This is a genomic window from Burkholderia savannae, assembly GCF_001524445.2.
GTDB lineage: Bacteria > Pseudomonadota > Gammaproteobacteria > Burkholderiales > Burkholderiaceae > Burkholderia > Burkholderia savannae.
In genome coordinates this window covers 1825046-1839748 of record NZ_CP013417.1, presented here as the reverse complement: position 1 = coordinate 1839748, position 14703 = coordinate 1825046, and the positions used below count along the sequence as shown (strand labels likewise).

4 protein-coding genes and 1 pseudogene are annotated in these 14703 nt (G+C 67.1%); 2 read left to right on the top strand and 3 right to left on the bottom strand.

Features of this window, described 5'->3' with window-relative positions; genetic code table 11:
• Positions 1–47 precede the first annotated feature (47 nt).
• Both WS78_RS09160 and asnB read right to left on the bottom strand, forming a co-directional pair.
• Entirely contained in the window at positions 48–10304 is a 10257-nt protein-coding gene (locus WS78_RS09160; protein ID WP_059577440.1) for a non-ribosomal peptide synthetase, read from the bottom strand.
• Positions 10305–10434: 130 nt separating this feature from the next.
• Positions 10435–12360 carry an asparagine synthase (glutamine-hydrolyzing) gene (asnB, locus tag WS78_RS09155; protein ID WP_063889444.1) on the bottom strand — a complete coding sequence of 642 codons (1926 nt, stop codon included), beginning with the start codon at positions 12358–12360 and terminating at the stop codon, positions 10435–10437.
• A gap of 998 nt (positions 12361–13358) precedes the next feature.
• Here asnB and WS78_RS35725 point away from each other — a divergent pair.
• A complete protein-coding gene (locus WS78_RS35725) occupies positions 13359–13568 on the top strand; it encodes a hypothetical protein (RefSeq protein ID WP_156432401.1) in 210 nt (69 codons plus the stop codon).
• Positions 13569–13692: 124 nt separating this feature from the next.
• On the opposite strand, the gene WS78_RS37520 is transcribed toward WS78_RS35725, so the two are convergent.
• The gene (locus WS78_RS37520; RefSeq protein ID WP_226377245.1) at positions 13693–13941 is read right to left on the bottom strand and encodes a hypothetical protein; all 249 of its coding nucleotides are present in this window, start codon (positions 13939–13941) and stop codon (positions 13693–13695) included.
• Between WS78_RS37520 and WS78_RS09150 the strand changes: the two are divergent.
• Positions 13838–14701: pseudogene (locus tag WS78_RS09150) on the top strand (GHMP family kinase ATP-binding protein); the annotation flags it as partial. The gene WS78_RS37520 and the pseudogene WS78_RS09150 overlap by 104 nt on opposite strands.
• Between the last annotated feature and the right edge of the window lie 2 nt (positions 14702–14703).

Genomic DNA, 14703 nt, shown 5'->3' with positions numbered 1-14703 from the left:
GCTGAGCGTGCGCATCCGGCCCGCGCGGGCCGGATGCGATCGGCGACTCAATATTCCGAGATCGCCATGTATGCGCTCATCAGCATCTCGTCGCGCTCGGCCGCTTCGAGGTAAGCGTCCCAATGCGGCGTTTGCGCGGCGTCGCGATGCCAGAACTCGATCTCGCTGCCGCCGTGCTGCAGGCTGCGCCACGCTTGCGTCAGCAAGCGCCGCTCCTCGTCGCCGAGCGAGCTCAGCTGCGAGACCGGCACGTCGCCCCCGTCGACGATCGCCCCGATCAGGTTCGACAGATGCGCCCACAGCAGGCGGATCGTCGATTCCCGGAACAGATTGACGTTGTATTCGACGTGGCCGACGATCGCGCCGCCCTCCTCGCGCAGATCGAACAGCAGATCGAGAATCGACGCGGCCCGGTCGAGCTCGACGGGCGCGATGCGCAGCCCGTCGACCTGCGGCATCGACAGATCCTCGTTCTGCAGCACGAACATCACCTGCACGAGCGGATTCACGCGCGGGTCGCGCTCCCTGAGCGCCATCTGCACGAGATGCGTGAACGTCACGTCCTGATTGTCGAACACGTTCAGCACGTCGTCGCGCACGCGCGCGAGATGCGCGGCGAAGCTCGCAGCCGGATCGAAGCGCTGCCGCACCGGCAACGTGTTCGTCAGGAAGCCGATGAGCGGCTCGGTCTCGATGCGCGAGCGGTTCGCGACGGCCGTGCCGAGCACGAGATCGCCCTGCTTCGCGTAGCGCGACAGCAGCAAGCCCAGCGCGGTCTGCAGGAACACGAACACCGTCGACTTCGACGCCCGGGAGAACGCATGCACGCGCTCGACGAGCGCGGCGGGCAACGCCACCGCGATCCGCCGCCCGTCGAACGTCGGCTGGTCCGGGCGCTCGAAATCGGTCGGCAATTGCAGCACGCCGGCGTAGCCGTCGAGGTAGCCGCGCCAGAAGTCGAGCTGGCGCTTGAACGGCTCGGACTGCGCAAAACGCCGCTGCCAGATCGCGTAATCGGCGAACTGGATCGGCAGCGGCGGCAGCTCCGCCGCCCGCCCGTCGCGCCGCGCCGGATACAACTGCTCGATCTCGCGCAGGATCACGCCCGCCGACCACCCGTCTCCGATGATGTGATGATTGCGCCAAAGCAGCACGTGCTCGTTGTCGGACAGCCGGTAGATCGTCGCCGAGCACAGCGGCAGCGCGTCGAGCCTGAACGGCCGGCTCAGCTCGGATTCGATCGCGCTGTCGAGCGCTTCGCGCGCGCTCGAGGCGTGCTCGCCGGACAGGTCCTTCACGGCGAGCGGGAACGTCATCTCGGGCGCCACCACCTGACAGGGCTGATTGTCGAGCGTCGCGAAGCGGGTTCGCAGGATCTCGTGGCGATCCGTCATCCGCTGGAGCACCCAGGCGAGCGTGTCGACATCGAGCGGCCCGTCGATCCGCAGCGCGAAGTGCGAGCCATAGGCGCGCTGCGAGGCGTCGATCTTGTCGAGGAACCAGAGACGCTCCTGGTTGAACGACAGCGGAATGTGCTCGGGGCGCCCCTGCGGCGCGATCCTGTCTTCCCGCAACGCCTCGGCCTGGGCGGCCGCGATCGCCGCGGCGAACGAGATCGCCGTGTCGTGCTCGAACAGCGCGCGGATCGGCAAATCGATCCGGAAATGCCGGCGCGCGCGAGACACGACCTGCGTCGCGAGCAGCGAGTTGCCGCCGATGTCGAAGAAGCTCCAGTCGGCGCTGACCGCCGGGCGCTTGAGAATCTGCCGGAACAGATCGACGACGAAGGCCTCGACGTCGTTGCCCGGCGCGACCACCTCGAGCTGCGCGCACGTCTGCGCATCGTCCGGCAACGCGAGCGCCTTGCGGTCCACCTTGCCGTTGACGTTCTTCGGCAGACGGTCGAGCGCGACGATCACGTCGGGAATCATGTACGCGGGCAGCCCGAGCTTCACCTGCTTGCGCAGCGCCGACACCCACGCGCTCGTCGCGCCCGCGCCCTCCAGCGCGCGAAGATCCGCAGGGACGGCCCACGCCGCGAGCGACAGTTGCCCCGTCGCGTCCGGCAGCGCGAGGACGACCGCTTCCTGCACCGACGGCTCGCGATTGAGCGCGGCCTCCACTTCACCGATCTCGATGCGATGGCCGCGGATCTTCACCTGGTTGTCGCGCCGGCCGATGAAGAACAGCTCGCCGTTCGCGGCGCGCCATCCGCGATCGCCGCTGCGATAGAGGCGATGCGAGCCGGCGAACGCGGCCTCCCGCGACGAATAGGCGGCCGCGGTGCGCTGCGGATCGTTCAGATACCCGAGCCCGACGCACACGCCGCCGACGTACAGCTCGCCGGGCGTGCCGGCCGGCACCGTGCGCCCCCACGGATCGAGCACGTAGACGGCCGCGTTCTTGATCGGCCGCCCGATCGAGATCTTCGGCGCGCGCGCGTCGAGGTCGAACGGCACCTTGTAATGCGTGCAGTCGTCGGAGGTTTCCGTCGCGCCCCACATGTTCAGGATGCCGACGCGAGGGTGCACCGCGCGCAGCTGATGCACGAGCGACGGCTGCAGCGTCTCGCCGCTCGACACGACCCAGCGCAGCGCCGACGCGCCGAGCGCGAGCGCCGGCGCGTCCGGCTGCGCGGCGTGCACGAGCAGCATCGTGCTCAGCACGGAGGGCGACACTTCGAGAATCGACACGCCGTCGGCGACGACGCGCTCCAGGAGCCGCGCCGGATCTTTCGCGACGGCGTCGTCGTAGATCCTGACCTGCGCGCCCGCGATCAACGGCGCGCAGAATTGCCACACGCAGATGTCGAACGTCGCGGCGGCGTCCTGCGACACGATGTCCGCCGCGCCGATCCCGAGATCCTCGATCTTCGCCTCGATGTGATTGATCATCCCGCCGTGGTCGATCATCACGCCCTTGGGCTCGCCCGTCGAACCGGACGTGAAGATCACGTAAGCGAGCGTGTCGGCGGACGCCTCGAACGCGGGCGCTCGCAGCGCGGCCGCGTCGGCCGGCTCGGCGAGCGCGTCGAGCGCGATCCTGGCCGCGCCGCTGCGCAGGCGCTCGGCGACGCTCGCATGCCCGCGCGCGACGACGAGATGCGCGGCCCGCGCGCGCTCGAGCAGCGCGTCGATCCGCTCGGCCGGCCCGTCCGGCAGCGGCACGAACGCCGCCCCGACCCGCCAGAGCCCGAGGATCGCCGTCAGATAGTCGATCGAGCGATCCGCGAGCAACGCCACGATGTCGCCCGGACGCACGCCGCGCGCGCGCAGCTGCGCGGCGGCCGTGCGGCTTGCGTCGAGCAGCGCGCGATAGCCGATCGAGCGCGACGCGTCGACGGCCGCGATGCGATCCGGCCATTCGCTCGCGCGCCGCTCGAACGTCGCGACATATAGCCCCGGCGCGCCCGCCGGCCGTTCGACCAGGGCGCCCGCGGCGGCGCGGCGCTCGACGGCGGCCTCGTCGTCGCCGAGCAGCGTGCGCGCGGCGAAATGCTCGTCGGGCGACGCGACGATCGCCTCGAGCGCGCGGCGGAAATAGCCGCCGATCGCGACGAGGCGCTCGAGCGGCAACGCGTCGAGATTCGCCTCGAGATCGAGCGTCAGATGCTTCGTGAACGGGTCTTGGTTGAATTCGACGCGCAGCGCGAAGTGCGTCTGGATATACGCCTTCGCATCGACGACGCTCACCCCCGCCAGTTGCTCCAGCTCCTCGTACACATGGAAGTGCGTGTAATTGAAGCTCACGTCGAAGAGCGGCTCGTTGCCCTTCAGGTGCTGGATTTCCTGATACGGATAGCGGCGATACGCCTGCAGCGCGGATTCCTTGTCATGGATGCGCTTGACGAGCTCGGACCAGGTGTCGCCGCCGAGCTGCACGCGCCACGGCACGACGTTCAGATGCGTGCCGAGCACGCGCTCGCCGTCGCCGTCCTCGAGCCGGCCGTTCGACTCGACGGCGAGAACGACGTCGGACTCGCCGCTCACGAAACTCATGACGCTCGCATGCGCCGCCAGCAGCACGTGCTTGAGCGACACGCCGAGCCGCGCGGCCAGCGCCTTCAGGTCGTTCGACAGCGCCGCCGGCACATCGACCGCGTAAAAGCGCATCGGATTGCGCCCGGCGTCCGCGTGCGTTTCCTGCAGGTACGCGAGCCGCGTCGGCCGGAAATCCTCGAGCTCCGCTTCCCAGAATGCACGCACCGCCGGATCGGCGACGGTCTCCTGTTCCAGCGAGACGTAATCGGAAAAGCGCGTATGCAGTTCGGGAAGCTGCGGCAGCGCGCCGTCGCCGACGAGGCTCACGTAGTTGCGCAGGATCTCCGACACGGCCGACGATTCGCTCCAGCCGTCGAGCAGCGCGTCGTGGAACGACATCGTGAACACGAACTCGTCATCCGTCCAGCGGTGCAGCGAGAAGCGCAACAGCGGCGCGCGCGCGACGTCGTACGGACGGCGCTTTTCGCCGTCGAGCCACGCCTCGTAGCGCTGCTTGCGGCGCGCGTCGTCGACGTCGCGATAGTCGAACACGTCGACGACCGGGGCCGAATGCGCGTGAACGATCTGCAGCGGCCGCTCGAACTCGCCGAGATGGAACGACGTCCGGAAAATCGGATGGCGCTCGATCAACGCGGCGAGCGCTTGCTCGAACGCGCGCAGATCGTAGCGCGCGCGCAGCCGGAATTCGAAGATGTCGCAATACATCGCGATGTCGTCGCCGAATTGCGAGTGGAACAGCAGCCCTTCCTGAAGACGCGCGAGCGGATAGGCATCGACCGCATCCTCAGGCAGCTGGCGACGCTCGGCGTCGCTCGTTTGCGCGAACGCGGCGACGCGAGGCCGCTCGGCCAGCTGGGCCGAAATCTTCGTGACGGCGGCGAGCGCGGCGGGCGTCTGGAGCCGAAACACGTCCTGGACGCTGATCTGCAAACCCGCCTTCAACGCGCGGCTGCGCAACTGGATGATGCGGATCGAATCGCCGCCGAGCTCGAAGAAGCCGTCGTTGGCGCCCACGCGCGGTTTTTCCAGCACGTCGGCGTACAGCTTGCACAGCAGCTTCTCCTCGTCGGTGCGCGGCGCGACGTAGGCCGCGCGCAACGGAATCGCGCCGTCCGCCCGCTGCATGAGCGCCTTCGCGTCGACCTTGCCGTTCTGGTTCAGCGGAATCGCATCGATCGGCAGCACGGCCGACGGCATCATGTAATCGGGTATGCGCTCCGACAAGTGGCGATACAGCGCCTGAACGTCCGGCAGCGCATCGCAGACGATGTACGACACGAGCCTGGTCTGTTCGTCGTCCGGTTGCGGCGTCGACGCGGCGCGGATCAGCTGCCGGATCTCGGTGATCGCGCCGGCCCCGCCGCCCGCCGACGCCGGTGCAACGACGTTGCGCGGCTTGTGCGGCTTGCTCGCGAGCGTGACGGCGTCGCGAATGCCGTCGAAGCGCGTGAGCGCCGCCTCGATTTCGCCGAGCTCGATCCGAAAGCCGTTGATCTTGACCTGCTGATCCTTGCGGCCCAGATACTCGTAATCCGCGTCGCCGACCTTGCGCGCGAGGTCGCCGCTCTTGTAGTAGCGCCCCACGCCCACGCCCGGCTCGATGTCGAGATCGACGAAGCGCTCGCGCGTGAGCGTCTCGTTTCGCAGATAGCCGAGCGCCACGCCCCGGCCCCCGACATAGATCTCGCCGACCTCGCCGTCCACCACCGGCTTGCGATCCTCGTCGAGCAGCACGATCGACAGGTCGCGCAGCGGCAGGCCGATCATGCTGCCCGGCGCGTCGAGATCCGCGAGCGTGACGGGCCGGTAGGTTCCGTGCACGGTGATCTCGGTGATCCCGTACATGTTGACGAGCAGCGGCTGCGCGTCGCCGTACTTGCGGAACCAATCCTTGAGGCTGCCGAACACGAGCGTCTCGCCGCCGAAGATCACGAGGCGCAGCGCGCTCAGGCGGTCGTCGCGCCGCAGATCGGCAGCGATGAAATACTTGAACGCGCTCGGCGTCTGGTTGAGCACCGTCACGCGCTCGCGTGCGCACAGCGCGCGGAACTCGTCCGGCGAGCGCGAGATTTCGTACGGCACCCCGACGATCCGGCCGCCGTAGAGCAGCGCACCCCACATTTCCCAGACCGAGATGTCGAACGCGATCGAATGGAACAGCGTCCACACGTCGCGCTCGTCGAACCGGTATTCCGGCTCGGACGACGTGAACAGGCGCAGCACGTTGTCGTGCGTGACCTGCACGCCCTTCGGCCGCCCGGTCGTGCCGGACGTGAAGATCACGTACGCGCAGTCGTCGCGGCGCAACGCGCGCGCCGCCTGCGGCGCGCGATCCGCTGCGTGCGCCCCGTCGCGCGCCGGCTCGGCGAGCGCGTCGACGAGCAGGATGGTGCGGCCCTCGACGGACGGCAGCTTGCCCAGCAAGTCGCCGAACGCCGTCGACGTGACGAGCACGCTCGGTTGCGCGTCCTCGAGAATGAAGCCGAGCCGCTCGGCCGGAGAGTGCGGGTCGAGCGGCACGTACGTGCCTCCCGCCTTCAGAATGGCGAGGATGCTCACGACGACGTCCACGCCGCGATGCAGCAGAATCGCGACGGTGGTCGGCCCGTCGGCCCGCATCCGCGGCGCGAGCGCGCGCGCGAGCTGCGTCGCGCGTTCGTCCAGTTCGCGATACGTGAGCGACGATTCGCCGTAGGTGAGCGCGACTCGCTGCGGGCCGCTGCGCACCTGCTGCTCGAATCCTTCGATCAACGAATTGCATTGCGCGGGCGGCACGGCTGCCGCCGGGAGATCGGCGGCGCGCTCGGCCGCCGGTGCGTCGATCGCGGCCGGCGCCGCCTTGGGCTCGATCGTGTGCAACGGCGCGTCGGCCGCGTCGAGCACCGCATCGAGCAGTTGCAGGTATTCGTCGGCGAACGCGGCGACCTGATCGCGCGTCGCGAGCGTCGCGCCATATTCGAGCATCGCTTCGATCCCGCGCGCGGCAGGCGCCATCGTCAACGCGAGATCGAACTGGGACGGCGCGGAGCGCAACGGCAGCGAACGCGCGGTGATCGAACCGATTTCGATTTCGGCGGCGACGCCCTTGATCGCGAACGCTTCGGTGCCGCGGCGGCCGCTCGACTGCTGCATCACGAACAGCGCCTGGAAGAACGGATGCCGGCCGGCGCGGCTCTTCGACGCATGCTCGTTGACGAGGTGCGCGAACGGATACGCCTGGTGGGCGATCGCGGCGGTGAGATTGTCGGCCGACTGCGACAGGAACGCCGCGAACGTCGTGTCGTCGCGATACGCGGTGTGCAACGCGAGCGGATTGACGAAATAGCCCTGCGTGCGCGCATACGCCCAGTGCGTCCGGCCGGCGGCGAGCGTGCCGATCGCGAGGTGCTCGGCGGCGCCGCGGCGATGCAGCAGCAACTGGAACGCGGCCAGATAGACCGCGTTGAGCGTGCGGCCCGAGCGCCGCGCGAATGCCTCGACCCGTTTCGCGAGCGTCTCGCCGATCCGGAAATTGACGGGCCGCGGCGCGCCGTCCGCGGCGCCTTCCGCGCGTTGCGCGCTTGGCTCGAACACCGAGGCGAGCGCCGAATCCGCACGGTTCTCGCCCAGGACGGTGCGCCAGTACTGGCGGTCCGCCAGCGCGGCGGCGCTGCCCGTGTACGCGTCGCGCTCCCGGCACCAGTCCTGGTAGTCGCGCTCGGGATCGGCAATCGGCTCGCCGCCCGACGCGTCCGACACGATTTCCTCGACGAGTTGCGACATCGACCAGAAATCGGAGGCGATGTGATGCAGGTTGACGAGCAGCCAGGTCCGCCCGCCGTCGCGCTGCGCGACGCGAATGCGCAACGCCGATCCCCGCTCCAGGTCGAACGGCCGCAGCGCTTCGTCGCCGAAACGCTCGATCAACGCGGCGTCGTCGAGCCCTTGCGGATCGATTTCGGCGAAATCGACGCATGGCGTCGGCTCGACCGTCTGCACGTTGCGGCTGTCCTCCGCGCGATAACGCGTACGCAGGATCGGGTGCCGCGCGCACGCGCGCGCGACGCTCGCCTCGAGCGCGTCGGACGCGAGCGCCGGCCGGCATTCGATCAGGAGCGCCAGGTTGTAGTCATGCCGATCCGGGTCGAATTGATGCAGGAACCAGAGCTGCTGCTGGTTCGGCGACAGCGCGAACTCGCGTTCTTTCGCACCCGCCGTCGCGCGCGGCGCGGCGGGCGCCGCAGTGTCCGTTCGGGCGATCTGCGCGCCCAGCTCCGCGATGCTCGACGCGCCGAACAGGTCGTCGAGCCTGACCTGCGCGCCCAGATGCTTCTCGATCAAGCCCTGCAGCCGCACGACGCCGATCGAATTCAGCCCCGCGCCCGCAAGCGGCAGATCGGCGCCGATCGCCTCGGGCGTCTGCCCGGTCAGCGCCGCGACCGCGCGCCGCAGCGCAAGCACGATCCGAGCCGCATGCTCGTCGGCGGGCACCGCGCCGGAGCGCGCCGTTTGCGGCCAGAGCGCATCGAGATCCTGATCGGACGCCGCACCGGCGCCGCTCGCCGAACGCACGTCGCGGCCGACGAGCGGCAGCGTGCCGTCGAGGTAACGCGCGCGCGTCTCCCGGCGGCGGATCTTGCCGCTCGACGTCTTCGGAATGCTCGCCGGCTGAATGAACACGATCTCGTCGACGGCGACGTCGCAGGCGCGCGAAATCGCCGTGCGGATCGCCCGGGCGGCGGCGTCGACGTCGATCGTCTTCGCGAAGCGCCGGTCCACCTCCTGCACGACGACGACGCGCGCATCGCCCTCGCCGTCGATCGAGAACGCGGCCGTGCAACCTTCGCGCAAGGCCGGATCGCTCGCGCCCGCGGCGGCTTCCAGGTCCTGCGGGTAGTAATTGCGCCCGTTGACGATGACGACGTCCTTGCTGCGCCCGGTCACGAACAGTTCGCCGTCGACGACGCAACCGAGATCGCCCGTGCGCAGGAAGCCCGACGAGGCCGGGTCCGGGGCGGCGAGGCGCGCGCGAAACACGTCGGCGTTCACCGCGTCCTTGTTCCAGTATCCGGACGGAATGCTCGGGCCGCGCACCCAGATCTCGCCGATCTCGCCTTGCGCCGCCTCGCGCAAGTCGTTGACGATGCGCAGTTCGTGCCCCGCCGCGCAGCGGCCGGACGACACCAGTTCGACGCTCGCGGCGCCGCCCTGCGGCTCGAGGCGGCCGAGCGTCAGCGCGAAACGGTCGGCCGCCCGTGCGTGAAACGCTCCGCCGGGCGCGCCGCCCGTGACGAAAAGCGTTGCTTCGGCAAGGCCATAGCACGGATAGAATGCGCGCGGATCGAACCCCGCGCGCGCGTAGATCTGCGCGAAACGCCGCATCGATTCCGCCTGTACCGGCTCGGCGCCGTTGAACGCGATGCGCCAGCTCGACAGATCGAGCGCGGCCACCCGCTCCGGGCTGCGAGCCGCATGCTCGGCGCAGAGGCGATAGCCGAAGTCCGGCCCGCCCGCGACCGTCGCGCGAAACCGCGTGATGTTCTCGAGCCACGACAGCGGGTCCTTGATGAACGCGGTCGGCGACATGATGTGCGACGGGTATCCGTAAAAGAGCGGATGCAAGGTCGTGCCGATCAGCCCCATGTCGTGGTACAGCGGCAGCCAGTTCAGGCAGACGTCGTCGTCGCGCGATCCGAAGCCCGCCGCGATCGCGATCTGATTCGCGATCAGATTGCCGTGACTCACCGCGACGCCCTTCGGCTCGCCCGTCGACCCGGACGTGTACTGGAGAAACGCCACGTCCGCCGGCGTGCGCCGATAGTCGTCGCTCGCCGGAATCGGCGGGACGTCCGCCGCCGCGTCGATCGACAGCAGGCGGATCGCCGCCGACAGCGCGCGGCCCATCTCGCCCGAGAACCACTCGCTCGCCTTCGCCACCGCCTCGCCGTCGCCGAACGCGAACCGTGCGCCGCAATCGCGCACCACGTGCGCGATGCGGTCGAGCTTTTCTCCGCGCCGCGGCGGATAGAGCGGCACCGCGATCACGCCCGCATACAGGCAGCCGAGGAACGCGGCGATGTATTCGAGCCCCGGCGGGAAGAACAGCAGCACGCGATCGTTCTCGTTCGCATGCTGTCGCAAGTAGGCGGCGACCCGCCGCGCGCGCTCGTCGAGCTGCCGATAGGTCAGCTGCGGCCCCGCCCCCGTTTCCGGGCTTTCGATGAAGTGATACGCGAGCGCGTCGGGACGCTCGCCGGCATGTCGCTGAAGTACGTGAACGATCGTGCCGGCCTGCTGCATTTTGTCGAGATCGGTGGTCGTCATGTCAGTCGGTCAGGCTAAAAAGAATGAGGGATTGGAACGGATGCGAGCCGCGGCGCGCGGCGGCGCATTCTTCGTGCGCCGCCGGCATTCGCGCCGCGGCGCACATCGAGCGGCGAACGGCGAACGGCGTCTAGTCGACGATCGAAAGATCGAAGCGCTTGCAAAGGAAATACGACGTCGCGATCAGCATCAGCGGAATCTCCAGCTTCGACAGGTCGGCCTCGTTGCCGTCCGACAGGAGCTTCGACAGGCGCGCGAGCTGCGCGGGATCGAAGAGCCCCAATTGCGCGAGGCGCGGCGAGTGGACGATGTCCTGGATCAGCGCGAACAGCTTGCCGTTGCGCTGCAGCGTCGAAGGCGGCGCGAGGAACGGCTGCTTCACGCGCCGATGGACCCGCTCGGTCAGATAGGGCTTCATCGCGTCGCGGAAGAGGCTTTTCTCCTCGCCGTCGCGGAAGAACCACGACACGGGAAGGGTCCGCGCGAATTCGAACAGGCGATGGTCGAGAAGCGGCATGCGCACTTCGACCGAATGCGCCATGTCGAGGCGATCCGCGAACAGGATCTGATTGCACAGAATGGACTTGCACCACAGATACATCGACTGCTGCACCGGATGCCGGTCGCGAAGCTGATCGTGGATCGGCAGGCGATCGATCAGGCTCGACACGAGCAGATCGGGCGTGACGCCGCGCTTCAGGTCGGCATGCAGCAGCGTGTCTCTGAGCGGCGTGCGGCTGTTGAGCACGATCGACAGCCACGCCGGCGTGAAGCCGATCAACCGGCTCGCGAAGCCGTTGCGCGCCGGCCGGAACCACGGCGGAATCGCCGCGCTCAGCTTGCCGGCCGCCTGCACGTCGGCGAACGTCGCGAGGCGCGCCGTCTCGTCGCCCGCATAACCGGACAGCAGATAGTCGATCTGATGAAAGTTGTAGCCGTAGAACAGCTCGTCGGCGCCGTCGCCCGACAGCACCGCCTTGAACCCCGCGTCCCGCACCGCGCGACTTTGCAGATAGCGCGCGACCGCGTTCGAGTTGATGCCGATGCTCTCCGCGTGCCAGACGACCTGCTCGAGATGGTCCGCGAAATCGGCCGAATCGACGGCGACCGTCCGGAACGCCGCGCCGACCGACTCCGCCGTGTCGCGCGCCACGGCGCTCTCGTCGTAATCCGCGTGGTCGAACTGCACGTTGAAGGCGGTGAGCCGGTGGCCGAGCCGCTTCGCCGCCACGCCGAGCACCGCCGACGAATCGAGCCCGCCGCTCAGGTAGTGGCCCATCGGCACGTCCGCGTGCAGGCGCGTCTCGACCGCGTCGGCGATATGCTCGGCGAGCGCCTCGGCGGCGCATGCGCGCGAGCGCGCGTCGTCGCGCCATTGCGGATGGCACGGGTAGTCGAGATCCCAATAGCGCCTGACGACGGTCTTGCCGTCCGAGCAGATCAGCATGCACCCCGGCGGAACCTGCCGGATGCCCTCGAACAGCGTCGCGTCGTGCGGCTTGATGAGAAGCAGATGCTGCACGTATTGCTCGCGGCTCAGCCTGCCCGCGACGCCCGCCGCGAGCAGCGCCTTGACCTCGGAGGCGAGCAGGACCCGCTCGCCGCTCTCGTGATAGTAGAGCGGCTTGATGCCGAACCGGTCGCGCACGCACAGGAGCTGGTTCGCCTCGCGGTCCCAGATGGCCAGCGCGAACTCGCCTCGCAGCCGCTCGACGAAATCGATGCCGTATCGCTCGTACAGCGCGAGCGCCACCTCGGAATCGCTGTCGGTCTTGAACTGCCAGCCTTCGCGCCGCAATGCGCGGCGCCATTCGTGATGACCGTAGATCTCGCCGTTCGCGACGATCACGTTGCCTCGCGCGCTGACGATCGGCTGGTCGCCCGTTACGAGATCGACAAGGCCGAGGCGCGCGTGCGCGAGGCCAACGCGCGCGTCGGGCGACAGCCACAGCCCCGTTTTTTCCGGGCCGCGATGGTCGAGCGTATCCACTGCGCGCTGCAGCGTCGACGCGTCGATCGGCGCGCTCCGATCGAAGATTGAAACGATTCCACACATGACGGGCTTCAGCTCCGTGGTGAAGGTGGGACGGTCCTGCCAGGCACCGCAGAACGCGGAGAGGATGCTCCCCGCGACGAACGCGCGGCAGCGAAGCGACGATGCGCACGAGATCCGATGCGGATCACGCACGCCGTGTTCGCCGACCTCCGCGCATCGCCGTGATCCGTGATTCTCGATCGGGCGACATTGATTCTTTTCCGTTTACAACCGTCTACCGAAACATCAAATTTGCTTTGACGACAGATTTAAACGAACGCACTGAGTATTTTTCTAATCGCACCATGAATCTCAGGTCGCAAGCATAGCGTAATACTTCGATTCGGAAAACACGATTTACGAAGGATGCGCGGATCGTGAACGACATGAATTCATAGCGGCCGGCATGTTTGTGACGATATTTAGATTCAATGCGGCTCGCAGTTTTGTTTTCTTGTTTCTTTTTGTGTTTTTTGCGACCAAATTCCACCGATCGATTGAGAATTTCGCCGACCCAATCTCGTTCGAAACGAAAGATTGAGCGACGAACTGCTTGTTATCAATCAATTCCGATGGCTTTCATTTAACGGCTTGACTAACGATTGCTTTACATGTACGTTTCGCTACCAGAGTGAATTGCGACGCTCGTCTACTCTGAAGCAATCTTCGCTCGCCGAGTATTTTTCTCCCGGCTGAGCTTATGCTCTCGACTACGCAGCGGCGCAGTGAATTCGGTATCGCATCGTCCCGGCGTTCGAAACTGTTTTTGATCCGCGGAGCCCGTCTGCGCTGCCTCGATTGCGCCGGCGCTCCATGGATATCCGGGCCGACGCTCGGCGCCGACCGTCCCGCCTGTCGGGCGGGGCGGCCGGCATCACCGCGCCCGCGCGCACCGCGTCGCCGCCATCGAAGACGATTCGCTGTTTGCATCGCCCGCTCGCCGCATCCGCGAGCACGAGTATCTAGGCTTCACCGGATTTCCCTGAATATGTCTGCATACTTTGAAGGACGGTCGCCGGATGAATCGGAATTTGTCTACCCCGGGCAAGCGCATGGCATGCGGTTCACTGGATGAAATATCCACGCTGAGCGAATGCCGCCGCAAACGAAGTCACGGCGGCATGCCGGCCGCATTTGCCACCGCACGCGGAATCCATATTCCCGATTCACTCATATCGATGTTCTTCAATTTCGATACCCGTCGTTCTGAAATTTTATTACCCGGGTAGCTCGAACAAATTAAAACGAGTGTTTGACTTTTCAACCACATTTATCGATGTGGCGGATCATGCACGTCCTTTTTCTGGATTGACGAGCCAAAATGTACGTAACAGAACCGGTCAAGCGCTCTGTTCATTCGTCGCTCGCCCGAGAGGAAATCAACGGCGATCGGTCGATCGGCATTGCCAATGCACTTATCAATAAATACGGAAATCGGTTTTCCTCCAATTCCGGCCACTCCGGCAAGGCGAGAACCCGAAAGGCGGGCTCGCCGGCCGAGCGTTTTTTCTCGACCGGCAACGCGCCCGCCACGTTCGGCGAGCTGGTCCAGGGGCGCGAGCCGATATCGGGAAACGATTTCCTGGTGACGTTTCCGATCACGCTGACGACGACGGCGAGATTCTGCCGGTTCCGGCATTCCGATCGCCTTTACGTCTTTCCGGCGAGCAAGAAGAAATCGCTGAAGGCGGCGCAGCTCTTCCTCGAGAAATTCGGCATCCGCACGGGCGGCATCCTGCAGATCTGCAGCGCGGTGTCGGAGGGCAAGGGGCTCGCGAGCTCGTCCGCCGACATCGTCGCGACGCTGCGCGCGCTCGCCGCCCACTTCGACATCGAGCTCGCGGTGGCCGACATGTGCGCGATCATCCGCGAGATCGAGCCGACCGACGGCGTGATGTTCGACGAATCGGTCGCGTTCTTCCATCGCAAGGTCGAACTGGGCAAGGTGATGGGCAGGCTGCCGAAAATCTGCATCCTCGCGATCGACGAAGGCGGAATCATCGACACGGTCGCCTACAACCGGCATCGCTTCGATTTCTCCGACGAGGAAACGAGCCAGTACGCCGCGCTGCTCGCCGTCGTCGACGCCGCGATTTCCAGCCGCGACGTCCGCGAGATCGGCCGCGCGGCGACGCTCAGCACGCAGCTTCATCAGAAGCGCAATCCGAAGCGCAGCCTGCGGCAACTGGAGGCGCTGATGGCCGACGTCGGCGCCGACGGCATCGTCAACTGCCACAGCGGCACCTTCATCGGCCTGTGTTTCGACGCGGCGCGCCCGGATGCGCTCGACACGATCGCCCGGGCGGAACGCACGCTCCGGGAAACCCTGAGACAACCCATTTCGCGATTTTTCACCAGGTGAGC

Coding starts and splice junctions, on each gene's coding strand:
- WS78_RS09160 (WP_059577440.1), bottom strand. CDS start 10,304: ATGACGACCACCGATCTCGACAAAATGCAGCAGGCCGGCACGATCGTT.
- asnB (WP_063889444.1), bottom strand. CDS start 12,360: ATGTGTGGAATCGTTTCAATCTTCGATCGGAGCGCGCCGATCGACGCG.
- WS78_RS35725 (WP_156432401.1), top strand. CDS start 13,359: ATGAATCGGAATTTGTCTACCCCGGGCAAGCGCATGGCATGCGGTTCA.